The sequence below is a fragment of the Streptomyces tubercidicus genome (assembly GCF_027497495.1).
Taxonomy (GTDB): Bacteria; Actinomycetota; Actinomycetes; order Streptomycetales; family Streptomycetaceae; genus Streptomyces; species Streptomyces tubercidicus.
In genome coordinates, this window is the sequence record NZ_CP114205.1 from 22,646 (window position 1) to 46,733 (window position 24,088).

Annotated in this window: 20 protein-coding genes and 1 pseudogene; 5 read left to right on the forward strand and 16 right to left on the reverse strand. The window is 68.0% G+C overall.

The features are described from left to right. Positions 1–102: 102 nt before the first annotated feature. From STRTU_RS00070 to STRTU_RS00095, 6 genes are all read right to left on the reverse strand, one after another. Complete coding sequence (locus STRTU_RS00070; protein WP_246241473.1) at positions 103–3,861, reverse strand: laminin G domain-containing protein; 3,759 nt, start codon at positions 3,859–3,861, stop codon at positions 103–105. A 121-nt stretch (positions 3,862–3,982) separates the two neighbouring features. Continuing rightward, positions 3,983–4,276 carry a PDDEXK family nuclease gene (locus STRTU_RS00075; RefSeq protein ID WP_246240068.1) on the reverse strand — a complete coding sequence of 98 codons (294 nt, stop codon included), beginning with the start codon at positions 4,274–4,276 and terminating at the stop codon, positions 3,983–3,985. A gap of 573 nt (positions 4,277–4,849) precedes the next feature. After that, positions 4,850–5,266 carry a hypothetical protein gene (locus STRTU_RS00080; protein WP_159741858.1) on the reverse strand — a complete coding sequence of 139 codons (417 nt, stop codon included), beginning with the start codon at positions 5,264–5,266 and terminating at the stop codon, positions 4,850–4,852. 779 nt (positions 5,267–6,045) lie between these two features. Beyond that, positions 6,046–6,747: a helix-turn-helix domain containing protein gene (locus STRTU_RS00085; RefSeq protein ID WP_159741859.1), complete on the reverse strand. Its 702-nt coding sequence runs from the start codon at positions 6,745–6,747 to the stop codon at positions 6,046–6,048. Next, positions 6,747–8,954, reverse strand: a complete 2,208-nt coding sequence (locus STRTU_RS00090; protein ID WP_159741860.1) for a hypothetical protein — start codon at positions 8,952–8,954, stop codon at positions 6,747–6,749. Before STRTU_RS00090 ends, STRTU_RS00085 begins: the two co-directional genes overlap by 1 nt. A gap of 21 nt (positions 8,955–8,975) precedes the next feature. Continuing rightward, positions 8,976–9,575: a DNA-binding protein gene (locus STRTU_RS00095; protein ID WP_159741861.1), complete on the reverse strand. Its 600-nt coding sequence runs from the start codon at positions 9,573–9,575 to the stop codon at positions 8,976–8,978. A 321-nt stretch (positions 9,576–9,896) separates the two neighbouring features. Between STRTU_RS00095 and STRTU_RS00100 the strand changes: the two genes are divergently transcribed. Further along, positions 9,897–10,424 carry a hypothetical protein gene (locus tag STRTU_RS00100; protein ID WP_159741862.1) on the forward strand — a complete coding sequence of 176 codons (528 nt, stop codon included), beginning with the start codon at positions 9,897–9,899 and terminating at the stop codon, positions 10,422–10,424. A 299-nt stretch (positions 10,425–10,723) separates the two neighbouring features. Then, on the forward strand, positions 10,724–11,458 hold the full coding sequence (locus STRTU_RS00105) for a hypothetical protein (RefSeq protein ID WP_159741863.1): 735 nt from the start codon (positions 10,724–10,726) through the stop codon (positions 11,456–11,458). A 595-nt stretch (positions 11,459–12,053) separates the two neighbouring features. On the opposite strand, the gene STRTU_RS36025 is transcribed toward STRTU_RS00105, so the two are convergent. The 5 genes and pseudogenes from STRTU_RS36025 to STRTU_RS00120 all read right to left on the reverse strand — a co-directional run bounded on the left by STRTU_RS36025 (position 12,054) and on the right by STRTU_RS00120 (position 14,458). Further along, positions 12,054–12,740, reverse strand: a complete 687-nt coding sequence (locus STRTU_RS36025) for a WD40 repeat domain-containing protein (RefSeq protein ID WP_371873661.1) — start codon at positions 12,738–12,740, stop codon at positions 12,054–12,056. Beyond that, a pseudogene (locus tag STRTU_RS36030) lies at positions 12,735–12,788 on the reverse strand (hypothetical protein); the annotation flags it as partial. The gene STRTU_RS36025 and the pseudogene STRTU_RS36030, both read right to left, overlap by 6 nt. 37 nt (positions 12,789–12,825) lie before the next feature. Further along, complete coding sequence (locus STRTU_RS00110) at positions 12,826–13,083, reverse strand: WD40 repeat domain-containing protein (protein WP_159746630.1); 258 nt, start codon at positions 13,081–13,083, stop codon at positions 12,826–12,828. Positions 13,084–13,554: 471 nt separating this feature from the next. Continuing rightward, complete coding sequence (locus STRTU_RS00115; protein WP_159749591.1) at positions 13,555–13,998, reverse strand: hypothetical protein; 444 nt, start codon at positions 13,996–13,998, stop codon at positions 13,555–13,557. A 169-nt stretch (positions 13,999–14,167) separates the two neighbouring features. Beyond that, on the reverse strand, positions 14,168–14,458 hold the full coding sequence (locus STRTU_RS00120; RefSeq protein WP_159749589.1) for a hypothetical protein: 291 nt from the start codon (positions 14,456–14,458) through the stop codon (positions 14,168–14,170). Positions 14,459–14,896: 438 nt separating this feature from the next. Here STRTU_RS00120 and STRTU_RS00125 point away from each other — a divergent pair, with 438 nt between their 5' ends. Next, positions 14,897–15,658 carry a hypothetical protein gene (locus STRTU_RS00125; RefSeq protein WP_159749587.1) on the forward strand — a complete coding sequence of 254 codons (762 nt, stop codon included), beginning with the start codon at positions 14,897–14,899 and terminating at the stop codon, positions 15,656–15,658. An 817-nt stretch (positions 15,659–16,475) separates the two neighbouring features. On the opposite strand, the gene STRTU_RS36035 is transcribed toward STRTU_RS00125, so the two are convergent. The 4 genes from STRTU_RS36035 to STRTU_RS00145 form a co-directional block, all read right to left on the reverse strand. Continuing rightward, complete coding sequence (locus STRTU_RS36035; protein WP_269777055.1) at positions 16,476–16,913, reverse strand: transposase; 438 nt, start codon at positions 16,911–16,913, stop codon at positions 16,476–16,478. A 32-nt stretch (positions 16,914–16,945) separates the two neighbouring features. Further along, on the reverse strand, positions 16,946–17,248 hold the full coding sequence (locus STRTU_RS00135; RefSeq protein ID WP_336298729.1) for a transposase: 303 nt from the start codon (positions 17,246–17,248) through the stop codon (positions 16,946–16,948). A 266-nt stretch (positions 17,249–17,514) separates the two neighbouring features. After that, positions 17,515–18,021 (reverse strand): phosphoribosyltransferase family protein, encoded by a 507-nt coding sequence (locus STRTU_RS00140; RefSeq protein ID WP_159749585.1) that lies wholly within the window; start codon positions 18,019–18,021, stop codon positions 17,515–17,517. 336 nt (positions 18,022–18,357) lie between these two features. After that, positions 18,358–18,705 carry a helix-turn-helix domain-containing protein gene (locus STRTU_RS00145; RefSeq protein ID WP_159749583.1) on the reverse strand — a complete coding sequence of 116 codons (348 nt, stop codon included), beginning with the start codon at positions 18,703–18,705 and terminating at the stop codon, positions 18,358–18,360. Positions 18,706–18,998: 293 nt separating this feature from the next. On the opposite strand from STRTU_RS00145, the gene STRTU_RS00150 reads away from it, so the two are divergent. Next, positions 18,999–22,679: an nSTAND1 domain-containing NTPase gene (locus tag STRTU_RS00150; RefSeq protein ID WP_336298730.1), complete on the forward strand. Its 3,681-nt coding sequence runs from the start codon at positions 18,999–19,001 to the stop codon at positions 22,677–22,679. 282 nt (positions 22,680–22,961) lie between these two features. On the opposite strand, the gene STRTU_RS36040 is transcribed toward STRTU_RS00150, so the two are convergent. Beyond that, complete coding sequence (locus STRTU_RS36040; protein ID WP_389853005.1) at positions 22,962–23,201, reverse strand: hypothetical protein; 240 nt, start codon at positions 23,199–23,201, stop codon at positions 22,962–22,964. A 644-nt stretch (positions 23,202–23,845) separates the two neighbouring features. On the opposite strand from STRTU_RS36040, the gene STRTU_RS00160 reads away from it, so the two are divergent. After that, the gene (locus STRTU_RS00160; protein WP_269777056.1) at positions 23,846–24,079 is read left to right on the forward strand and encodes a hypothetical protein; all 234 of its coding nucleotides are present in this window, start codon (positions 23,846–23,848) and stop codon (positions 24,077–24,079) included. Positions 24,080–24,088 lie beyond the last annotated feature (9 nt).

Consider the following 24,088-nt stretch of genomic DNA (forward strand, 5'->3'; position numbering starts at 1 on the left):
GGTGGTGCAAGCCGGGGCAGCGTGAGGTAGGTGGAGAGACTGCGTGTTGCGGCGGCAGTCGGGACGGCTGCGCGGCTGCCGTCCCGACTGCTGTTGCTCCGCTCAGGCGTCGTCAGGGGCTGCCAGCACCTGGGAGCGGACCTGATCTGCGGTCATTGCGCCGGTCCACACGCGCAGTTCGGCCAAGGCCCCGGGGAGGTAGTGGCTGGTGGTGCCGGCCAGGCGGGCGTTGCCTGCGGTGAGGTCTCCGCTGCCTTGCTGGGGGGTGGCGAAGCCTGCTTCACCTTCGGGTTGCTGTGGGAACTGGCCGATGTATAGATGGGTCATGCCCAGCTGCTGTTGGCCGTCGTCGTCGGTGAAGGTCTCGGCGGCGTCGAAGACTCCGGTGAGGTCCACCCAGCTGTTGAGTTCCTTGGGGCTGATGGGTTCTTGTGCGGTGACCAGGCCGGTGTCGGTTACTTTGCCGGTGGCGTCGACGGCGGTGCGGCCGAACTTCCACAGGTAGGTGTCGGCTGCTGGTTTCTCCACCCACAGGGCCCAGGAGGATTCCTTGCCTGCCGGTGCGGCCTGGGAGAAGACCGCGGCGCGGTAGCCGACGGGTTGTTTGGCGAGGCCGGCTGAGTCCAGGCGGACTCGGGCGGAGACTGTGAAGGATCCTGTCTCGTCGACGACGGGCCCGGTGGCGGTTGCGTAGCCGGTGGAGCCGTTGAGGACCAGGGACTGGTCCTGGCCGTCCTCGTCCTTCAAAGAGGCGCCCGTGGCGGAGAATTTCAGCGGACCGCGGCCGTAGGGGAAGCCGGTGCTGCTCGGGTCGTCGGGGTCTTCGGGGCTTTCGCGGACGCTTGCGCCCTGGGAGATGGCGGCGTCCCAGTGCCCGACGAGTTCATTGGCAGGGACGCCGTCCTGCTCAAGGGCAGCTTCCTGGTGCAGTTCGTCGGCGTTCAGCGGGCGCTGCCACAGGGCAACTTCGTCGATGCGGCCGCGCCAGTTCTCGCCGTAGAGGTCGGCGACCTTGCTGCGGCCGAACTGCAGTCCTTCGGAGGCCGTCCACGGCTTGTAGGTGCTGACGGTGCTTGCGGTGACGGGTTGGCCCTGGGGGCGTCCGTTGACGAAGAGCTGGATGGTGTCGTTCTTCGGGTCGGCGTCGTGCTGGGTGTCGAAGACGCCGGCCAGGTGGGTCCAGACTCGCGTTGTGGGATTGGGGCTGTCGGCCGGGGAGCGGATATAGGAGGCGGTCTTGCTGTCCTGGTCGGTGCGGTTGAACACCCACTTGCGGGTGGTGGCGGAGTAGTACAGCGTGAAGGCCGAGGCGTGTTCGCCCGGTTCGGTGAGCACCACGTGGTTCGCCGTGGTGTCGGTGAGGTAGACCCAGGCGGAGACGGTGAACGAATCTCCGGTGTTGAGGGCTGGTGTGCTGGTGGCCGCGTAGCCGTGTTGTTTGTTCGGGTCGGCGCTGTCCATCCACAGGGAGTAGTCGTGGGCGCCGCGGCGGGCGAGTGTGGACCAGCCGGCACCGGTGGTGTAGAGGGTGGCGTTGTGGCGGGTTCCCACGGTGGCTCTGTCGGCGGCGGTGGTGATGGCCGAGCCGGGAGGGGCGTCGTCGAAGTGCCAGCGGCCGGTGTTGCCTTCGGCGGGCGAGGCCTTGAAGACGTATTCGCTGGGTGGTCCGTAGCGGACGCGGCCGTCGGCGTCGAGGTCGGTGGCTTCGACGGAGAGGACCTGGGTACCGGGCAGTGACGGGGTGACGTCCTTGACGGCGGGGGTGGCTCCGCTGACGGTCTTTGCGCCCTTCTTCGACGTGGTCAGCAGGCGGTAGCGGTAGCCTTTGACGCCGGATTCGCCGCTGTGGGGCTTGAAGGTGAAGGCGCCGGCGATGCCGGGACCGCCCTTGGGTTCGCACAGGCTGGTGGTGCATTCGGTATACGGGCCGGTGCTGGTGATCTGTGGCGCCTTGGGGGCGCTGGTGTCGATCTTCAGGTAGCACCAGGAGGAGTAGGGGGAGAACAGGTCACCGGACTTGGATCCGTAGTACCAGTGGGACTGGGTGCGGGACTTGAAGCGGTAGAGGCCGCCGTCGGCGCGCTGGCTTGTGACGGCTTTTTCCAGGGTGCCGTCAGGGTCCCAGCCCTTGTCGGGTTTGTAGTCGCTCCAGACCTTGTCCCATGAGCTGCCGTTCTTGCGTTCCATCCAGAACTCGGCCTGCAGTGAGCCTTTTTCTTCGCCGTTCTTGGGCTGCACTTTCGTTTGGACGCGTGCCTGGACGGTGGGGGTGGCGGTGGTGACGGTCAGCGGGTCGGAGGAGGAGGTGCGGCAGTAGGCGGTGGTGCCCGTTGCGGGGATGGCGCCGACGGAGGTCGGCAGGCCTGGCCGGGGCACGTAGTTGACCTTGAGCTCGGCGTTGTCGTCGAAGCGCTTCCACGCCCGGGGTTCGCTCTCGTCCGTTGCGCGCAGCATCAGCGTCAGGCGGTGGATCTTGCCGTCGGCGAAAGAGCGGACGGTGGAGGCGAGGTTTTCGTCGCTCTCCTGGGGGTTGTCGTTGAACTCCACCCAGGTGTCCGGCTGCGCGGGTGAGCAGTTCTTGTCGCGTCCGGCGGAGATGTAGCGGTCGCCCATGTGGTCGAGCGTCTTGGGTCCGGGCCAGCGGGTGCCTTCGGAGATGTTGTCGGTGCGCTTGAGGTCGACCCAGTACGGGGTGCAGTTGAACGACCAGGTCTCGTGGGCCCGGAAGGTGGCGTCGATAACGTACTTGCCGCTGAGCTTGGTCGGGGCGAACTCGAAGTACATGCGGTCGGTGTAACCGGAGCCGCAGTAGTAGCCGTCGGCGTTGCCGCACTTGCCGACGCCCATGGGCTTGTCGAACTGCCAGAACTTGTCGCCGTCGGAGGAGAGTTTGGTGCGCTCGGACACTCCGAGGCCGACGGGCGGGTCGATGTAGACGGGGTAGACGGTGTCCTTGCCGCGCAGCAGGTCCAGGTCCGGTGCGACGGAGACAGCGCTTGCGGTGACGGTGACGGGCAGCTCGGCGCTGGCGGCCCCATCCCCCGGGTGCGTGGGGTCGCCCCCTTCGGTGCCTGGCTGCTCGGCGGCCGTCGGCTGTGAGGGTTTCCCGCCTCGCTGTTCGGCAGCTTTGGACTTGGGTGAGGGAGGCAGTGTGCCGCCTGCTGAGTCCCACATCTGACCAGCTGGTCCGGTGAAGACGGCGTTGCCGTCGGAGTCGACGGCGCGCAGGCCACCGCCGGCACCGGGGATGACGCTGAGGCCCTTGGCGGAGGCGGTGAGCTTGATGTTTTCCAGCTCGGGGCTGTGCGCAGCTTCGGCTGTTTTGACGACGAGAACCTCGCGGTATCCCTCGGCGGTTGCCGTGAGCTGCAGGTCAACGTCCTTGAGGACATGGGCGTACGTGGCGGTTGCCCCGTTCAGCGCCGGGGTGGGTAGCGTGCCCGGCCAGCCGAACTTCATGGACTGCTCGTCCGTGCCTAACTGCAGCATGCCTGCCCCGGGCCCGCCGCCGGAGAAGTCCAGGTTCACCACTGCGGACTTCGGGCCTACGGTCCCGTCGGTGCGGCGTACCAGTGTGGTGTCGATGTTCTGCCACGAGCCGTCAGGTGCCTTTGCTCGCTGGGGCGTCGTGGACTGTGTCAGTGTGAACGTTCCGTCAGGATTAGCGACGGTCTGCGAGTACTCGGTGCGCTCTGACGTGACCTCCACCGGCTCGCCGGTCGCCCCGGCTCGCTGCAGTGCGGACTGCGTCATGGTCGAGGTCTTGCCGGCTGCGGTGGCTTGCGGTGGCGCGAGCGCGAGCACCGGAAGCGACGTCAGGAGCGCCGCGGTGGTGACGCTGGCTATGCCGCGTCTGGTCATGCTTCTTCGTGCACCGTGAATCCGGTGCCCCCACCCCAAACTCACAGTCCCCACCCTGAGTTCATATTCATTCACAGAAACTTCACAGCTGCGCGAGTTAACCCCGCCCCCAGTTCCACCGTCAAGCGTGACCCCCGTCACGTGACCAATACGCGTCATCGCCGCCCGGGCCGCCTCGGCGGCGCCACCGCACCCCTGATCCGACGTTGCCGCCGACCCTGGTGTGCTTGGCCTGCAGCACAATGCGGCCTCGCTGCCGGCCGCCGCCGATGACGTCGGCGGCCTGGTCGCCCTGACGGCCGACTTTGCGGGCCGACCAGCCGTCGCGGGTGAGCAGATCACGCAGCGCGATGTCGGATTCCTGGTCGTTCATGGCGTCGACTTCGGCGAGCGTGATCCGCAGCAGCGCAAGCATGGCGGTGCGGGTTCGTTGTGTGCGTGTGGAGCGCAGAATGCGCCATAGTCCGTACCCGAGGCCGCCAGCTGTGAGGGCGCCCAAAGGGGCCATGCGCGGACCACTGCACGGCGCGCGGCGAAAGCCGTCTGCACCACCAAGGTCAGTGCCGCCACGGCAATGACAGCAGCCGCAATGTGCTCGCCAGTACCGCGCGGCTTCCGCAGCCGCGGCCGACGCCTGGCCATCACCGCGTGGCCGACGGAGATGCCGCAGGCCGCGGCGAGACCGGATGGCCGGCTGCTTCCTCGCCTCCGAAGCCGAAGACCTGCCCCCGAAGCCAGACCCTGCGATGAGTCCGGCGATCATCCAGCCGCTCGTCTTCTTCCCCGCGGGCGCGGGTTGCGCAGGAAGGGCTTCCGCCGGCCACCATCGGTCCCGCTGCAAGAGCGGGGCCTCATCCGTCGTGGAGCAGGCGGACTCACATGGCGAAAAAAGGAGCGTGTTCGAATGTGCTCAGGCCGGCAGACGCACCCGAGCAGCCAGGGCGGACTGTGGTGCCCCACAGGTGCGGGTCGCTTCGTGAGCGCGGCTCTATGACAGAAGTCGCGACAGCAGGTAGAGGACTGCCAAGGCTCCCAGGACTGTTGCGGCAATCTGCCAAGTCCGTTGCGGCGAGGGCAGGATGAAGACCTGGAGCGAGGTCGGGCCAGGGTAAACGTAGTAGACCCGATGCCGGTGTTCGGGCACAACCACCCGGGCCAGCGGCAGGTACCGCACGTCGGCCTCTCGTGCGATCTCACCGTCACGCGGCTTGAGGCGCGGCTTCAGCAGAGCCTTGAAATCGGCCTCGAGGCCGTCAGGGACAGAATCCTTGTGGGTGAGGAAGGTCTTGCGCCAGTCGCCGTACTCGCGTGCGTGCTGCCGCGCCACGTATGGCAGGCCCGACTCGGGCCACTTGATCTTCTCGGTCCGTGGCTGCCGGTTGATGATGCCTTCGGTCCACGTCACGGTGTGGCCGGTGCCCGCGCATCGCTTATGGGGCTCGGTTCCTGCGCCATCGCAGTTGGGACACTCTCGTGTCCCCCCGCCCCGGCAGGTCGAGCACATGGCGTGTCCGCGGCCTCGGCATGTGGCGCATGCAGCCTCGGCCGCCCCGCACTGTTTGCACGTGGCCCGCTCGTCCGCTGCCTGCCGGTGTTCTTCGGGAGCCTTCCGGATGCGGTGGCCCGTGCCGTCGCAGCGTAAGCACGCGTCGATGCCGCGGCAGTCGCTGCAGGAAGTGGTCGCCGCACAGGGCAGGTCCCCTCGGCCCTGGCAACGCGAGCAGGTCACTTTCCCGTTGCCGCAAGGGCAGGACTCCTCTTTTACCGACCCTCGTTGCACGAGCTTGTGTGTCGTCGCGACGGAGAGATCCTGCGGTGGGGCAAGGGGGTGACGCCTCAGCCTGTCGTACTGCGGGCGGCCCGAGAGGTCGAGTCGGCCGCGGTGAATACGCTCGTCCTCGGTACGGGTCTCCATGCACCGCACGACCGTTCCCTCAAGGAGCGAGTGCCAGGTGATCTCTCCTGAAACCGGCAAGCCCACCTTCGACGCTTCCCCACGCTCGGCGATGTGCTGTCGCACGGCTTGCAGGATGTCCGTCTCGCTCAGCATGAGCCCCCCCTGTTTCAGCCGCGGGTACTTTCCCAGAGACCGTGGTGGGCACCGTAGCCAAAACGCACCACGGGTCAGTGCCGAACCGGGCAATCCGTGCGGCCGGCCGGCGTGCCCCTTCGCTTGCGCGGGTGTCAGCGGGGTCTCCAGGTGCGGATCTCCAGGTGGGTGATGTGGGCGTCGGGGTGGATGCGGCCGGTCTCCAGGAGCCAGTGCTGGACGGCTGCGGTCACGTCGCCGCCTGCTGCGTCGACGCGTTGGGCGAAGTCGGTGGCGTCGAAGCCTCCGGTGGTGGCGGATCCGTAGGAGCGTTCTTCGGTGTGGTCGGCACGTTGGACGACGTCGCGGCGGATGCCGGGTGAGTCCGCGCGGCTGCCGGAGGCCAGGGTGAACCCGCTCTTCGGCATACGCACCGTGAAGGCGAGGCGCAGCCTTTGGCGGGCTGCTTCGGCGATCAGGGGGCGTAGGCGGGCTGCGCCGGAGGCGATGGCTTGGGCTCCGGCGCGGCCGGTTCCGGTGCCGGTGGGGGTGATGAGGACGGCTTTGGTGCGTACGCGGGCGCGGGTGCCGGCGGCGGTGGTGCGGCGGGTGATGTGGGGGGCTGCGAGAGCGGCGAGTTCGGCTGTGTCGGTGATGCCGGCGTGGACGGCGGCCAGGGCGTGGCGGAGGGCGGGGACGAAGGCGGCGCCCTTGTGGCGTGTGTAGAACTGGGAGACGAGGGAGGCGTCGCGGTTGATGATGTGGGCGATGTCCCGTTTGGTGTAGCCGGCGGCGCGGAGTTGGTCGGAGAGCTGGGCTGCTTCGTTCAACTCAGGGGTGCGGCGCTGGGGTGGCATCAGGCGTCACCGCCGGTGCGGGTGCGGTGGAGGGCGGTGCGTCCTGCGTCGCGCAGGGCGAGCAGTTCGTCCTCGGTGGTGGGGGCGGGGACGGGTCCGGTCAGGTGGCCTTTGTGGAGGTATTCGCCGGGCTGGCCGTGGTAGGGCCAGTTCTGGGGTGCGGTGAGGTAGACGGCGTCGGTGCGGAAGGCGACGACGGTGCCGGGGGGTGCGTGGAGGGCGCCGACGTGGGTGTTGTCGTCGCGCATGCGCATGGACAGCAGGGCGGCGCGGGCGCCGGACCAGATGGTGGCGGCCCATTCGGGGTGGGCGTTGGGGTCGCGGGAGAAGCCGGTGGGGCGTTGCCAGGTGACGTGGTCGTCGTCGAAGCCGATGATTTCGGCGTCGGCGGGGATGTCGCGCTCGGCGGTGCGGGGGGTGGTACCGGTGACGGTGCGGGGGCGTTGGGCGAAGGAGCCGATGCCGTACAGGAGCAGGGAGCGCACAGCGCGGGAGGCGAGGTGGGCGGCCTGGCGGTGGGTGGGGTCGCCGTGGAGGTCGGCTTGGGCTGAGAGAGAGGCCCAGGCTTCCTTGAGTTTCCTGGACCAGTCATCCAGGGGCTTGCCGTCTTCCCACAGCAGGCCGTCGAGGATTTCGACCTTCCACGAGGCCAGGGGGTTGGACAGGGCGGTGTAGACCTCGGGGCCGCCGGCCCAGGTGGTGAAGGTGGTGCCGGGGGTCCGGGGGTAGTGCCAGGCGCGTTCGCCGGGGGCGGGGGCCGGCAGGATGCCGACGTGGTTCCAGCCGTCGGGGACGGTCACGCGCACCTGCCAGTGGCCGCAGCCGAAGAGGGCCTTGGTCTGCTCCTTCTCGCTCCAGGAGGCGAAGGTGGCGGCGGTGATGCGGCGGGGGGTGCCGACGGGGGATTTCCAGGTGTGCTTGGCGTAGGCGAAGGTGCGGTCGTACTCGACGAGGGACGGCAGCTGGTCGGGGACGTCGGGTGGGGTGATCAGTTCGGTGCGGCCCTGGCCGGCGGTGGCGTGCAGGAGGCCGCGCAGTTCTTCGGACAGGACGGGGTAGCCGTCGGAGAACTGGCCTCGGGCGGGGATGGTGCGGGTCCACAGGTCGCGGCCGGTCTGGGAGGGGGAGCCCATGATGACGGCGTCGGGCCAGTGGGATCGTAGGGCCTTCCACAGCAGGACGAAGGCGTCGCGGATGGTGGTGGGGTCGGCTCCGTCGGGGTCGAACCACTCCCCCACCGACCGGATTTCGACGTGCTGGTCTGCGCTTTCGCGCTGGTAGCGGCCGACGGGGTGGCGGGCGTGGACGAAGTGCCCGGCCATGCGGTCCTTGCCGCGGCCGGTGTCGGTGCGCCACCCGGGGATGGGGGCGTTCAGCCAGGCGGCGACGGCGTCACGCAGGAACGGGTATCGCCCGGCCTCACGGTGCCAGGGGTCGCCCGCGGTGAGGTAGATCCGCTCCACGCCCTCGGGGATGGTGTGGAAGACGGCCTGCAGGATGTCGGCCGCCGACCGGCTGCCAAGATCGAGGCGCGTGGCCTGGTCTCGGTAGACCAGCATGCCGGTGGCGGTGTCGAGGAAAGCGGTGGAGCGGGCCTGCTGGGTGAAGTTCGGCCGGGTGGAGGCCAGATGGGCGGTGTGACCGACCCAGCGGTCGCCCTCAGGCCCCTCCGGCAGAGAAGGCAGCGGCCGCGGCACGCCGGCAGCAGCCAGTGAGGACGGCGTGCTTGCCGGAGGTGGCTGTGGGGCGGCCGCGGGCGCCTTCGCGGCCGGGGCGGCGTGGGCCGTGGCAGGAGGGGTCTCGACTGGGGCCGGCGTGGACGGGACTGCGTCGGCGGGCGCCGGTGTTCGGGGGCCGCGGGTCATGGGCGGAGCAGCTGCTCCCGGAGCCGGCTCAGGCGTCTGTGCGGCGCAAGGCTCCTCAACAGGTTGCGCGTGGACGTCAGAGTCGGGAGCAGCCGGCGCAGGCCGCGCGGGAGTGGTGAGACTGTCCGGTGCCAGGATGGGGGCGATGGCGACGACTTCCGCGAGGCTCATGCCGGCCGCTGGCGCGATCCGCTCGGCCTTGGCTTTCTCGTACCCGGCCAGCGCGGTAACGCGGCGGGCCCGTTCCGTCTCGAGCTTTGCCACCTCGGCCTGCTTCTTCTTGATCTCGTCACGCAGGGTGCGCAGTTCGGCGAGAGAGGCGGTGTAGGCCTTGCTGTCCATCGCAATCCCTTTTGGAGTGGGTTAGTTAACGGCGTTGCCTGCAGCGACATAGGCGATCGCCCCGCCGGAGTGAGAGGCAAGGCGGGTGCCCAGCAGCAGGTCTGCGACGGCGCGGTCCTGGGCTGCGGGAGCAGTCAGGTGTTTCGTGGGGCCGGTGAGGTCGGTGATGTAGCCGGCCAGGACAGCATCGGGAAAAGCGTGTCGGCCCTGCTCGTTCTTCTCCCAGCGGGATAGTCCGGTGAGGACGGCGACGACATACCCGGCAAGGGTCACCGGCAAGATTTTCCCAGCTGCGACGCTCGCCGCGTCGCACCGCCACCAGCCACGCAGCGCCTTGAGAAGGTCTTCAGGCGTGAGGGAGGCTGCGAAACCGATCCAGTCACGGTCCGGATCGTGGGCCCGTTGAGCGACGTCCACCCGCAAGACGGCGAGCTCCCGGACGTCCAGCTGCTCCAGGGGGGCACTGTGCCGTGCGCCGAGGGCTTGGACCATCCCGAGGGGGGCCATGACGCGTACGCCGCGGCGTGACAGTCCCGGCAGCAATTCGGCACGCACGAGACGGCGGAACGTGGTCACGGCACAGCCAAGTTCTTCAGCAGCCTGACCTGTTGTCAGCAGCACACGCACTCCAGCAGGCGGACTCAGATATCTGATTCGGCTATGACACTAGCCGGATGAGTAACCCGGGTCAAAGAAAGGCACATCGATAGCTGCGAGCCACGAGCGCGCTTCGCTCCCGCCGCGCGCGCCGAACGCGCCCGTCAGCGGCAGGTGCCCGGGCGCGGCGACGGCCAGCGCTGGAGCGCCGAAGACGCCCTGGGCGAGAGGGAGTTCGCCGCGTTGATGCGCACCCTGCACCGTGAGGCGGACGTTTCGGGCGGAGCACGGCCTGTTCCCGCTTGGCCGGCCCTGACCGAAGCCAGCAACAGATCGTCGCCGAGCGTGCCCTGTCGTTTTGTGTGCCGGTCGGACGCCGCGGACGAGGCCGGTGCCGACCTGATCACCGACGTCTGCCGGGTGGTCGAGGCCTGCGACCTCACCCTGCTCGATCGGGTGCCGGCCGCGCACTGGCTGCAGTGGCTGCCCGGTTTGTGGAAGGTGCCGGGCGGCTACGCGCTGCTGTCTTCGGCGCTCCAGCGGGCCGCCGCACACGACGAGGGCGCCACGACCGCGTTCCTCACGCGGACGATGACCTCGGACGTCACCGTCGTCGCCTTCCATCAACGGCATATGCGACTGCCGCAGCTCAGTGCGCAGGCGCTGGACTGCCTCAACGAGGGGCACCCCCGGCCCACGCCCTGGCCGCGCTTCTCGGCATCGCCGCCGCAGCGCTGCCCGCAGAGACGGCCGAGACGGCCCTCGGTCTGCTGCAACGCAGCGTTGCCGTCTGCGCGGACATCGGCACGGATGCCTCCGCTGACCGGGACACCGCGGTGGCGTCAGGTGCCTGCCTGGCGGCGTGCCAGATGACTGCACCCATGTTCGACGCCCTGATCAAGATTTTCGAGGACGACGTCCTGCCCGCGCGAGACATCATCGGCCAGGCCACACGAACGCGAACAACGCCTGGTCCGCTCTGGCCCTGTCGCAGCGCGGACGACTGTACCTGTGGGCGCACCGGGCACTTCCTCGACAGCTGACCGCCCCGGACGCCTCGTGCGCAGCAGCCCCGTCGACGAATTCGCCTCCACCATTGCGGGCCCGCTCATCTCGCAGCCGTCCCTGTCAACGCCGCCGTCCCGGCCGACCTCGCCGCGCAGACCGGCAGCGTGTGGCTGCAGGCGGACGCGGTGCAGATGCGGGATACCGTGCGAGCCCAGGCATGGCTGCCACTCACCGCCGCGGAAGTGCGAGAGGTTCTCACCTCACCGTCCCGCCGGATCACCGGGTCCCGGGAGCAGTTCACTGCCGTGGTCGCCGAGGCGCTGGGGGACATCGCTGACGACCTGCGTACCGACCGGGCGCTGCGCGCCCAGCTCTGGCATCGCCGGCGCCGGAACAACGACTGGGTCAGCTATGTGCCCGCCGAAGAGCGCGAGATGTCGACCTGGCTGGCCCGTGAGCTGGAGCGACGGCTGCGGGACCGGGCGGCCGTCTTGCGGGAGGTCGAGATCAACCCGCGCCTGGCGGAAACCGATGGCGATATCCCCGACCTGCTGGCCGTCGCCCACACCACCGGTGCCCAGGCGCTGTCCGTGCCTGGCGAGGTGAAGTGCAGTTGGCACAGACAGGTCGTCACTGCCATCCGGGACCAGCTCGGCCTGCGCTACCTGCAGGGCCCCCAGGGGACGACGGGTGTGTATGTGGCTGTCTACTTCGGCGGCAGCGCCTGGGACACCGGCGACAGCCGACGCACGCAGTCAGCCCGCCGTAGCCTGGACCGGCTCCGGCAAGAACTCCGTCAGCATGCAGCCGATCTGGCCGGGCACGGCATCACCGCCCATGTCTGTGTTCTGGATGCCTGGTTGGAAGCCGATGCCCTGTCCGACCAGAGCCCGGGATGAGCAGACCAGACCTGCGTGATCGCCCGGCCTGGGCTGTCGGCAGCCGCAAGCCGTCCGAGCGGCGGCGCCCGGACGGCCCAAAGACGCGACCACCATGGCCCGGTCCCTCCTCGGCTCGATCTGTCCGGGCTCGCAGCACGATGGTGACGATGATCGCCGCACGCAACTCACCCAACCATCGGCTCGACCGCAGAGAAGGGGCGCAGCCACAGCTCGCTCAGCGCGCCCTCGGCCGCCACTACCGGCGACTCCGCAACGCTGAGCAATCAACGCTCACAGTGAGCAGATCTCAGAAACTCGCAGGTCATATCGGCTCAGCCGACGCAACCTGCCAACTTTATCCATGAGTAACTTTCAGTGTGTCCCGCTCCCCAAGCTGAGCAATGCACAGGTCAGCCTTGAAGGGCTGCTCACTTTCAGGAAGGCCGCGACAACCGCCCTGGCCAGTGAACAACCAGCGCACCGCGACGGGGCGCCGGCGACCGGGCGGCCCGTCTCGCAGGCCGCCTCATCAAGAGCTGAATTCTTGAGGTTCATCCCATGGGAACAGCCCCTGACCGTTGCCGGTGAAAGGTCAAGCCCTGGCCGCCCGGCCTTACGGCCTGGCGGCGGGCGGCCGCGGTACACCGAGTCCGACCAGGCATTGGTGGTCTTGGGCTTGATGCCGGCGTAGACGGTCTGGCGCCGCTGAGCTTGGTCCCCGGGCCAACCGCCTGCTCGGCGCTGGTCGCCTCGATGCCCTTGGAACGAAGGACACCGACGGCAGCCCACGGGGAATCGTGCAGCTGATGCCCGGCTTGGCGGGCGGACACCAGGAATAGCCCGTCTGGGCTTCGGGCCGCCAGGCCTTCACCTGGCGGCCCGAAGCCTCTGCGCGGCCGTGGGCAGCGGTCACCGGCGCGCTCGGCCGGAGCGCGACGCTCCTCACCGTGCCGTGACAGTTGCGCGGCCGTGCAGTCGTTATCCGTCGGCTTCGCGAGCGGCGGCGGCGGCGGCGGCGGTGGCGGCTCGCTCGGGGTCGGTCCCACAGGCGGGTGGTCTGGTCGGCTGCAGTGGTGGCGAGGGTGTGTCCGTCCGGGCTGAACGCCACGAAGTGGACTTCGTTGGTGTGGAACTTGAGGACTGCTGTCGGGCGGTGTGTTCGGGTGTCCCAGAGGCGGATGCAACGGTCGGCCCCAACGGTGGCAACGGTTCGGCCGTCAGGGCTCAAAGCGATGCCGTTCACCGAGCCGGTGTGACTTGTCAGGGTGGCGAGGGACGTCCTCGAAGCGCTGTCCCACAGCCGTGCCGTGCCGTCGTGGGACGCTGTGCCGATGGTCCTGCCGTCGGGCTGAACGCGGCGTCCGGCAGCTCCCCGTGGTGTCCTTTCAAGATGCCGGAGGTGCGACGGGAGGCGACGTCCCGGAGCCGCGCGGTGTGTCGGCGCTGGCGCTGATCACGGTGCGTCCGTCCGAGCTGAAACGCACCGAGTCCACCGTCTCCTGGTGTCCTCGTAGCACGGCGAGCGGTTTTCGGGATGCCACGTCCCACAAGCGCACCGTGTGGTCCGCGCCACCGCTCGCCACCGTCCGGCCGTCGGGAGAGAACGCCACCGACATTGCTGATTGGCTGTGGCGGCCCAGCATCGCCTGCACGTGCCCGCCAGCCTAGAAGCCGGGTCACCAGGCACACAACGATCCGGGACGAAGCGCGTACGGGATCCGGATGGATACCTGCTGGTCCTGTCCACTCATTCCTGGGCTCGTGAGCTGATGTCGACGGCCGCGTAGTGCGGCTCAACTCAAGGTTTCCGTGACGCGGGTCATGAACCCGTCGCTGCCGCAGCTCGGGGTGCACCGCGGCTGGCGGCCACCTTGTCCTGGCGCCCCACGTTGAACCGAGGGCGATTGGCGCTCTCGTAGGGCAAGGACCTGCCCCCTCCCGCCCGTCAGCCAGGTCCTCGGCAGATGCTGCTGTTTTGCTTGTGTTGCTGACCGGAGGTCAAGCTCCCCGTTTCGGTGGGCGCAGTGCGATGTGGGGCGTCAGACCGCAGCCGACGCCCCACAGGTACACCACTAATGAACCCCAGAAGAGGGCAGCCCTACCGGAACGGTCCCTTAGAAGGCGATGTCCCGCAGAGCGAGGTAGATCTGGTACTGCACCTCACCGCCAGCGGCCTTGATGGCCCACTTGAGGGGGTTCCAGTTGGAGAGTCCGTTCACCCACTTGCGGTAGCCCTTCCAACTCTTGGCGATCTTCTTGATGGCGCCCTTGCCGTACTTGGCGGCGATCCGCTTGGCAATCTGCCAAGCAATGCCGCGACCCTTCTTCGCCTGGACGCCGCTCTTGGCGTCGATCGTGGCGACAGCGTCCGTCGACGCGGCGGCGGACCGCAGCGTTTCGATGCTGATGCTACGAACGGCGGCACTGTTCGCCGTCGTCTGCACCGAGGAGACAGCCGGAGCGCGGTTGGCTTCGGCAGCCGACGCCATCGGGGCGGCGACGCCCAGGGCGACGGCAGCCGTGACCGTCGCTGCTGCTACTCGGAGTTTGTTACGCATAGGTTCCCCCTGCTGTATGGAGTGAGGCCGCTGCCGTGCGGTGCACGAACGGCCTTTCCCCGCCTGGCGTTTCTAGGCGGGCAGAAGGAATCATCACGCTGTGCGCTGACTGTAGGCTATTGGCCCTTCGGGTATGGGCCGGATGGACGATGTCCCTGCGTCCGAGGTCTCACAGCGGAAAAGTGTCACTGTGGTTGAGCCAGCAAACGACCCCGAACACGGCGAGAATCCCAAAGATCACTGACGCTCCGTCGTTGATCTTCTTATTCCTGATGGCATGCCAGACAAGCATGCCAAGCGGCGGCACCCAACCCGCGAAGTAGGCGGCCCACGCGAATTTCCCCCACGCCTCCCCCTTCCCGAGCGTGAACCCGAGGAAGGACACGAAAAGGAAAGCCGCGAACGAAAACCAGATGTTGTCCGACACCATCTGGCCGCGCGTCTTCTTAACTGTCTGCATGATCCCCCTATCAAGCAACTGCAGCTTCCTGCATGACCGTTGCCATGCAGGAAGCCAACCATAACGAGGAACCATGCCGTCAGGACACCAGCCCGCCAAGGACCTGGTAAACAGGTCGGAGCGCTTGACCGTCTGGAACGCCTCGCCCAGTGGCGCATCGCGGACAGGAGGCAGGCACAGCCCTGACCAAGGACGCGGGCGGCCATGATGGAGCCGGTAGTCGCGTATCAGGAGTGCGACCCGCTTATCTCAAAGGCCGGTTGGCACGCCCTCTCGTACGGAGCGGACCGGAGTCAGTCGTCGGGTCGGTGGCCGGGGATTATGCAACAGCGGTTGCCATGGCCAAAAGGGATACGCCTCAAAGGCCAATACCGGCTGCCCGTTCGCCGTTCCTAGGGTTGAAATCAAACAGCCCCAACCCTTGGAAAGGAAACAGCAATGAGCAATGGTTCCGCACTCCGTCGGATCAGCACAGCAGCCGTCGCCGGCGCCGCCGCCGTCGCCGTCCTGGCCCCGGCCGCCTCCGCAATGGGCCCCAGCAGCGCGGCGCCAACCGCGGGCTCGTCAGCGTCCGCGCAGACGAACAAGCTCACCCCGCACACGTACGTGGCCTACCTGATCAAGCAGCGCACCCCCGAGGCCCGCGCCACCCTCAAGGCGTTCCGTGCGCTGCCGAAGTCCAAGCAGGTCAAGTTCCTCGGCTACCTGCAGTCCCGCACTGTCTACAAGGCTTTCGGTGGCCAGATGCGCGGGCACACCGGCGGCAACAAGACCGTGCGGGCGGTGACGAACTACAACAAGGACGTGAAGTTCGTCCGCGCCACGCAGAACAGCAAGACCAAGCAGGGTCGCAAGACCAAGCAGGGTCGCAAGGCCAGTGTCAGGGTCGCGTTCACGGTGACGGAGAAGGTCTTCAGCATCCCCGTGACGAGCGCGCAGGTGTGGGTGACGTACGAGTCGAAGCACGGGAAGGTCCGCAAGGTCATCGGCGGCGGCTCGAAGCTCACCAACGTCAACGCGGCGATCAACATCACGGGCGGCAAGGTCGAGCCGACCAACCTGGAGGGCCACAGCGGCTTCGCCGCGACCACCTGGAGGGCCACCGAGCGCGTGGACGGCTTCGGCAGCGACATCATCAAGCGGCAGCGCGTCCAGAGTGGCTGGGGCAACACCTTCCAGGCCAGTCTCACCAACGTCTGACCGTCTCACCAACGTCTGACCGACACCCGTACACACACCAGCGTCCCCCCTGCGCCAGGCGGATTCCAGGGATCGTGACCACACATGATCACCGACGTGTGGTAGCGGGCATTGCATGCAGACGCTCGGCTGGGGTTTCCCCGCCGAGCGTTTCGCGTGGTCGGCTGCTGAGCCTGTTCTTGGTCTACCAAGATCTTCCGGCTTGCCGATGGCTTTGAGAGTCTCGGGGCGTATGACGGTCTTGCCGACGTCGTAGCGGGGTGCCCGGCGTTCGTTCTTGGCGCCAGGTGGCCGCCGGGCCCGGCGCCACGGGGTTTGGGAACACGGTCGGGCAGGCGAGGTGAGCGCGGATGTTCCTGAACCCCCGACGGCCTCGGCCGGGGTGAGCCGGTCGGAGGTGGCGGGTTTCCCCCAGGGCCAGCGGAGGTCCGCGGCCAGCGGAGGTCCGCGGCCAGCGGAGGTCCGCGGCCAGCGGAGGTCCGCGGCCAGCGGAGGTCCGCGGCGAGCGGCCGGGCGAGCCGGAGCCGGGTGTGAGCGACGATCAGGATCCAGGCCCAGCGGTCCGCCGCCTCGGGAGTACGGAGTTTCGGAGTGGTCCAGCCCAGGTCTGCTTCGCGAAGCGGAAGGTGTGCTCCAGATCGAAGCGGCGGAGAAATGCCTGCCAGAAACGGTCCACGCCGTCCGGGGTTGCGCCGGTCTTGGAGGACCATAACCATCCGGCGGGGCATCCCGGTCCTTCGATAGACGCTCGGCCTTCCACCGCATCAACGTCCCCTCGGTCAACGGCAGTTCACCGTCATGGTCGAGCCAGGACGAGCTACGGGTGAGCCTTGGGTAGATCCGGTCCCATGCCTGGTCTCGGCCTTGCCGTCAGTGGTGGTATCCGTGACCGTGCTGATCGCGGGCTCGGGCCGTGTCTCCGGACCGGTGAAGCGGAATTCCGGGCCGTGTTGGGTGGCCGGCCGTTGACGCCGTGCATCCTCGGTGGCTCCGGCAGGCGCATGACGCGGTCGGAGCGGACCCGGCCGACCAGCTCGGCCGGCAGGTCGCGCAGCACCCAGGCCAGACGGGTGACGTCGCAGCCGGCGTCGCTGACGATCACGATATGCGGGTCCCCGTCCTGCCACGAGCCCGCGGCGAGAGCCGCTCGGCGACACCCCGCAGCTGATCGGCGGGATCGCGGTCGCGTCGTCCGCAGGGCCGAGCCGCACTGCGTCCAAAATCGCGGTCCAGGACGTGGCCCCGGCTCCAGCACGGCGACGAAAGAGTAGGCCGGCCCGGAATGAACTACGAGACCCTTTTCGCCCGGCCGTAGACGTGGCAGAAGAGCCAGTCAGCCGAGCACGGCGCGTCCGAGCGAAGCCACAGCGACACCTCGACCGCCAGGACCAGGCACCCGCCGTCGAAACGCGGCAGCGACAGCCCGGCCAGGACCGTCCGCAGCCGGCCGAAGTCAATCCGGCCGTGGTTCAAGCCGCCGTACATCGCTCCGTGCCCACGCCGACGCTCGGGCAACAGCGTCAAGTCCACCGCGGACTTCACCGCACCGTCCGCACAGCACCGCGTCCGCCGGCTCGAACAACTCGTCACGCCCAGAGGTCGACACTCGCAGAAGCCTCCCCGGAAGCCTGACGCTTCCGCGAACGCTTCCTCCGGACAGCTTCTGGCAGCAGACTCCCCTCACGCCTTCGTCGTGGTCACGTGCACCTTGGTCGCAGCACAGGATCAGACGAAGGCCGCCCCATGCCCCGAACTGCGAACTGCGAACTGCGAACTGCGAACTGCGAAAAGTGCCTCAAGTTCGAGGCCGGTTCGAAGCCGAGAGGCTGACCTCAGGATTCGCACGGTGGGAGATCTTACGCGGTCAGCAGGCCCCGAACGGCGCCGAGAGCGCTCTTCGGCGCATCGGTGAGCTGATCCACGATGACGCCGCAACCCATCCAGGTGGACCCACACTCCTCGACCATGCTCCGGACAGCTGCCGCCTGGCTTCCGGTCTCCACCCAGTCGTCCACCAACAACACGCGGTCTCCCGACCCCAGCGAGGAACGCTGGAGCCGCAGCGTGTGACGAAGGCACCGGCAATCGGGAGACGACTGACGGGCGACCTTGTCTCCCGGGAAGACGCCCTCGCCCTTCCGGACAGGAACAAACCCGACGCCGAACTCAACGGCCGCGGCACCACCCAGCAGGAACCCCCGCGACTCAATCCCACAGACCGCTGTGATCCGCTCGTCCCGGAACGGTTCAACGAGACCGGCGACGATCACGGCCAGTGCTTTGGCATCCCGAAAGACCGCCCACACATCCGCGTGACCACCGATCCATCGGAAGCGTTCCAGCGCCAGGTCCCGTGCAGTCATGGGCACGAGCGGAAGTCTTCCGACCGCGGAGCAACGCAGCAAACCCTTATCGGCCACTCAGGCGTCCTGAGCCTGCCGGCGCTCGACCTGAGCCCGAAGACAAGAACAAGTCGAGCGCCTGTTTCCCTTCCCGGGCCCGGTAACGAGCCGGGCCAAACCGCACTGGAGCACTACGGCACTACGGGTGGGCGGCGGCACGCTCCCGCAGGAAGACTCCGGCACGAGCGGCGGCCTCTTCCTACGTCGCGCACCAGGTGCCGGCCTCGGCGGCGCCACAAGCGCCCCTTCCCGGAAAAAGGGAGGGGCGCCGGCTCGATCACTACTGGCCGCTCTGCGTCAGGCGGCCGGTCGGCGGATGGCGTGATGGTGAACATAGGCGAAGATCGCGGCTTCGACGCGGGTGGAGACCCCGACCTTCACCATGAGGTTGGCGAGATGCGCCTTGACGGTACGTTCAGTGATGACCAGCTGCCGACTGATTGCCCGATTCGGTGCGGCTTGCCCGATGAGAATGAGGACTTGGCGCTCACGGGGCGTCAGGTGCGAGATGCCGCCGGGGTCTCCTGGCGCGAGGGGGCGCGCCGGGCCCTCGACACCCTGTACGGGTGCATCGTCGATGCCCGTGTGATTCCCGGACAAAGCTCGTACGGCTTCCGCTTTCTGTGCAGAGGCACGGCTTGGCATGGCTTCCCCCTTGGATGGTCCTGTTGCCTGCCGCTGGGCTCGCCCGGCGGGCTCGGTGTGCCACACCGGCGTGGCGGCAGGATGTGCGAGCAGGTCGGTTGACCCACTCCCCCGGGGTGGGTCAACCGGCCGACAACAGCAAGTCCACCCGCCGCAGAGTTGTTTGGCAGCCCCTCTGAACTGCAGCTAATCAATTCGCCCGGTGCCCCGCCGCGTCCGGGATGCCGTTGTGGACGTGGTGGCCTGGCCCATAGGCTGGAGGGACGCTTGCAGGGATTCGGGGGGAGCGGCGAGTGGGGCGTCCGGAGAATCCGATCGATCCGCAGGACGGTCCGGTCCCGCGCTTCGCCTACGAGTTACGCAAGCTGCGAGTGGAGGCGGGGACGCCGGCCTACCGGGCCATGGCACGGCGCGTCGGCTACTCAGCGGCGACACTGTCGCAAGCCGCCGCGGGCGAACGCCTGCCGACCCTGCCGGTACTGCTGGCCTATGTGCGCGCCTGCCACGGGGATACCGAGGAGTGGCAGCACCGCTGGGAACAGACCGACGCCGACCTCACCCGCCAGCCACGACCCCAAAACGACGACGCAGATCCGCCCTACCGCGGACTGGCCCGCTTCGAACCGGGCGACGCGGAACTGTTCTTCGGCCGCGACGAGTTGACGGCGCAGCTGGCCAAGGCAGTCCGTCGGCACCGTGTCAGCGCACTGGTAGGCGCCTCGGGCAGCGGCAAGTCCTCACTGCTCCGGGCCGGACTCATCCCCCGCCTGCGCGCCCCGGACGAGGCCGACGGCCAGACACCGGCCGCCGTACGGATCCTCACCCCGGGCCTACACCCCATGACGCACGGCGAACGCCTGCAGCCGGCTCCCGGACCCGGAGAGACCTGGCTACTGGTGGACCAGTTCGAAGAACTCTTCACCCTCTGCACCGACGACGCGGAACGCAGCGCTTTCCTCGATCATCTGCTGGCCGCACGGCACGAGGCCAGCCGACTGCGCGTGGTCCTTGCCGTGCGGGCCGACTTCTTCGGCCGCTGCGCCGACCACACAGCCCTCGCCGCTGCTCTACAAGACGCCACACTGCTGGTCGGCCCCATGGACACCCACCAGCTCAGGGCAGCCATCGTCCGACCGGCCGCAGCCCGCGGACTGATCGTCGAGCGGGACCTGACCGCCCGCATCATCGAAGAGATCAACGGCGAACCCGGCAGCCTCCCCCTCATGTCCCACGCCCTGATGGAAACCTGGCGCCACCGGCAAGGACGCACCCTGACCACCCAGATCTACGAAGCAACCGGCGGCCTGCACGGCGCCATCGCCCGCACCGCCGAAGACACCTACACCCAACTACCCCCCACCCAAGCCACCCTCGCCCGCCGCACCCTACTCCGCCTCATCACCCCAGGCGACGGCACCCAAGACACCCGCCACCCCATCAACCGCAACGAACTCAACACCAACAACCCCGCCGACACCACAGCAGTACTGGAACACCTGACCTCCGCCCGACTGATCACCCTCGACAACGACACCATCGACCTCACCCACGAAGCCCTCATCACCGCCTGGCCCAGACTCCGCCAATGGATCGAACAAGACCGCGAACGCCTACGCGTGCACCGACAACTCACCCACGACACTCTCCTATGGCACAAACTCGACCGCGACCCCAGCGCCCTCTACCGCGGAACCCGACTCACCCGCGCCCAAGAAACCTTCACAAGCCCAGAGCACAACACACTGAACCCCCTTGAAACCGCCTTCCTCAACGCGGCACTCGCCGCCCGCGACCACGAACGACACGCTGCCGCCCGCACCACCCGGCGCCTGCGCCAGTTCACCGGCACGCTGGCCGTCCTACTCGTCCTCGCCCTCACCGCGGGCGTGATCGCATGGGACCAGTACCGGACCAGCGAACAGCAACGGCACACGGCAGTGACCGCGCAGCAGATGTCGTTGTCGCGACAGCTCGCCGCGCAGTCGACTGCTCTGCTCGAGGACAGTCCTGACCTCGCCTCGCTCCTGGCAGTCCACGCCTACCGGACTGCCCGCACGAAGGAAGCGACCGCCGGCGTCCTTGCGGCCGCCGGCCTTCCGCTCCGGCAGCGGTTGGAGCACACCTACGATGCGCTGTCGGCCGCCTTCAGCCCCGACGGCCACACCCTGGCCACCGTTGACGGAGCCGGGGGAGTACGGCTTTGGAATGTGATCAGGGGAAAGATCCGCACCACGCTGACGGACAACAGCGGTGCGGAATCGGTGGCGTTCAGCCCCGACGGACGCACCCTGGCCACCGGGGAGGACAACGGTGGGGTGCGGCTGTGGGACGTGGCCACGGGCAAAGTCCGCGCCTCACTGACTTCGCCCCAGGCTGATTACGTGAAGTCGGTGGCGTTCAGCCCCGACGGACGCACGGTGGTCGGCAGCGGCGGCACGACCGCGAAGGTCCGGCTGTGGGACACATCCACGGGCAAAGCACGCACCACGCTGCTCTCGCACAGTGCCGATGTGAAGTCGGTGATGTTCAGCCCCGACGGACACACCCTGGCCACCGGCGAAGACAACGGCAGGGTACGGCTGTGGGACACAGCCACGGGCAAAACCCACACCACGCTGGCAGGCAGTAGTGACACCAGATCGGTGGCGTTCAGCCCCGACGGCCGAACCCTGGCCACCGGCGAGGACAACGGCAGGGTACGGCTGTGGGACACGGCCACAGGCAAAGTCCGCGCCTCACTGGCCTCGCCCCACGCTGACGGCGTGAAGTCGGTGGCGATCAGCCCCGACGGACACACCCTGGCCGGCGGTGGCGAAGACGGAACCGTATGGCTGTGGGACATCACAACTGGAAAGCCATATACCACCCTTATCGGCCACACCGGCGATGTGCGGGCAGTCATCTTCAGCCCTGACGGGCGGACACTGGCCAGCATCGGTGACGAAGATGGGTCGCTGCGGCTGTGGGACGTGGCAGGCGGGAGGAACCGTGCCACACTCACCGGACACACTGCTGCAGTGAAATCGCTGGCGTTCAGTCCCGGGGGAAGCACTCTGGCCAGCGGCAGTGACGACGGCACGGTGCGCCTGTGGGACACGACAAGCGGCACAGGCCGTACCGCAATGAGTCAACAAAACCGGGTGCAAGCGGTGGCGTTCGGCCCCGGTAGCCGTCCATGGGCCGGGGGCAGTGACAACAGAAGAAGCATGTGGCTGTGGAGTGCGGCGACCGGCAGAATCCGCAAGCCCGCCGCCTCTGGAGAAAGCAAGGGGTGGGTGGTATTCAGTCCCGATGGCCGCACATTTGCCGGCGACAACGGCCGTAACACGGTCCTGGCGTGGGACCTCGCCACAGGTAGAGCGCACACCACTTTGATGAAGGATTACGAACCCGCAGGACCTCTTGCGTTAAGTCCCCAAGGGCGCACCCTGGCCAGCAACACCAGCGTGGGCACGCTGCTCTTGTGGGATGCGAAGACAGGCGATGTACGTACCACCCTGCCTGGACACAGCGGCATTGGGGAGACGGTGGCGTTCAGCCCTGACGGGCGCACCCTGGCCAGTGGTGACGACACCGGCAGAGTGCGGCTATGGGATTTGACAGCCGCACAACACCACGTCGCCTTGACCGGCCCCCTCATCCCGGTGGCGTCGACAGCGTTCAGCCCTGATGGCCAAACTCTCGCCAGCGGCAGCGACGACGGGACACTGCGCCTCTGGGACGTGAAAACCGGCAGAGTACGTGCCACCTTGACCGGACACACCCACCGAGTCGGGGCGGTGGCGTTCAGCCCCGACGGGCGCACCCTCGCCAGTGGCGACGCCAGTGGGAAAGCACGGCTATGGGACGTGTACCTGCCCCACCCGGCTGAAGCTGTCACCAAGGTGTGTCATGCCGTAAACCGGGACCTGACACACCAGGAAGCCTCGCTGTACCTCCCGCACCGAAGCCTTCACCGTGTCTGTCGTTCCTGAGACGGAGGTCCACCTGACCGGGGCAAGACCTGGCCGCAGCCGGAGACAGCCGCGTCATCTGCCTGTGGAATGTGCCCCGCACCACAGCAATGCCCACCAACTACGCCCCCACAGTTGCCTCCCTCCGCTTCAGTCCCAACCGCAGGGTGGTAGGCAGAGCGCTCTTCGAGAGCCTGAAGCCGCACCGGCGCGTGGGCCTGACAGGTAGCAGCGTCGCTGTGTTCATGAAGAAGATGAACGCCCAAGGGCAGGAAGGCCGTCATGCCCCGGACGGAAGCCCCTTCACCCCGAGACCCGAAGACCTCTTCTGGCTGACCGTATCTGTACAGCGCGGGTGAGCTCCCCCATGAGGTCCAGCTTCTTCCACGCGAGCCAGGCGGTGACGAGCGCTTCGTACGGCGTGCGGTCCAGGGGGAGTTCTGCTTCGATCAGGCCGTGCGGGTCGTAGAGCACGGAGTGTGGGTGCCGCGCCGTGTCATCGGGGGCGCGGGCGTGGGCGTGGGCGTCCGGGGCGGTCTGCACGAGGAGTCGGGCGTAGCCGCGGCCTGCGATTCATCACCTATGGGAACTAGGTGACTTTGCCCGGATCGCGCCAACCGGCCGCTTCGAACGCGTAGCGCTTCCAGCCGGAAGGAGCCTCTCCGCTACCTCCGAGGTACCGGAAGCCGCGGACCGCACCACATCGGGAGTTGCTCACCCCTGGTAGCAGAACGCTGCCTGTCTAGTGCAACATCCGCCTTCCTCACCTACATAACTCCTCAGAGAAAGGGGTTCGGACCACACGGTCCAGGTCCCGCGCAAGTTCTCGCGAATCTGCGCGCGTGGTGCTGTCCGGTGCCTGCTGCGCAGCTCAAGGGGCGTGGTGGGGCATTTTCGCGAGGACGCGACACAAGCCCCTGCCTTGGCCGAGAGTCACGCCGTCCGAACGAGATCCACGGAATCGAGGAAGTGCTGATGTGCCATCACACCGTTCAGGGGCAATGCCGGAGCCGATTGGCGCTGGCGTGGTAGCGCCACCCCGGCCACGGGCTCACGGGCCCGAACGAGGGACGCGCTCCGGCCGAGCGCCGAGCCGACAGCCGACCGCGCGGCGACCACCCCCGCGGACGACAGCCACCGAGCTGTCCGAGTCCGCCGAGCTCACTCACGCGCTGAAAGGCACCCGCATGTCCCCCAGCACCGATCCCACTCCCCTGTCCATGCAGCCCCCCAGCCGCCGGGGCCGTCTGATACGGCGTCTGCGGGCCTTCGTGGCCTGGGTGCCGCGCGTCCTTCCTTTCCTCTTCATCGCTGCCGGCCTGACCATCGGCCTCACAGGACCGACCGCCTTGGGCGCAGCCCTCATCACGGCAGGGGCCATGGGCGGCAGCATCCAGATCACCGTCTACATCCGCCGGTGAGGGACTGAC

What these genes read in the sequence shown, in the direction of transcription:
- STRTU_RS00070 (WP_246241473.1), bottom strand. Translation starts at nt 3,861, where the DNA reads ATGACCAGACGCGGCATAGCCAGCGTCACCACCGCGGCGCTCCTGACG.
- STRTU_RS00145 (WP_159749583.1), bottom strand. Translation starts at nt 18,705, where the DNA reads ATGCCAAGCCGTGCCTCTGCACAGAAAGCGGAAGCCGTACGAGCTTTG.
- STRTU_RS00110 (WP_159746630.1), bottom strand. Translation starts at nt 13,083, where the DNA reads ATGCTGGGCCGCCACAGCCAATCAGCAATGTCGGTGGCGTTCTCTCCC.
- STRTU_RS00120 (WP_159749589.1), bottom strand. Translation starts at nt 14,458, where the DNA reads ATGCAGACAGTTAAGAAGACGCGCGGCCAGATGGTGTCGGACAACATC.
- STRTU_RS00140 (WP_159749585.1), bottom strand. Translation starts at nt 18,021, where the DNA reads ATGACTGCACGGGACCTGGCGCTGGAACGCTTCCGATGGATCGGTGGT.
- STRTU_RS00075 (WP_246240068.1), bottom strand. Translation starts at nt 4,276, where the DNA reads ATGCTTGCGCTGCTGCGGATCACGCTCGCCGAAGTCGACGCCATGAAC.
- STRTU_RS00160 (WP_269777056.1), top strand. Translation starts at nt 23,846, where the DNA reads ATGTCCCCCAGCACCGATCCCACTCCCCTGTCCATGCAGCCCCCCAGC.
- STRTU_RS00125 (WP_159749587.1), top strand. Translation starts at nt 14,897, where the DNA reads ATGAGCAATGGTTCCGCACTCCGTCGGATCAGCACAGCAGCCGTCGCC.
- STRTU_RS00115 (WP_159749591.1), bottom strand. Translation starts at nt 13,998, where the DNA reads ATGCGTAACAAACTCCGAGTAGCAGCAGCGACGGTCACGGCTGCCGTC.
- STRTU_RS00090 (WP_159741860.1), bottom strand. Translation starts at nt 8,954, where the DNA reads ATGGACAGCAAGGCCTACACCGCCTCTCTCGCCGAACTGCGCACCCTG.
- STRTU_RS00085 (WP_159741859.1), bottom strand. Translation starts at nt 6,747, where the DNA reads ATGCCACCCCAGCGCCGCACCCCTGAGTTGAACGAAGCAGCCCAGCTC.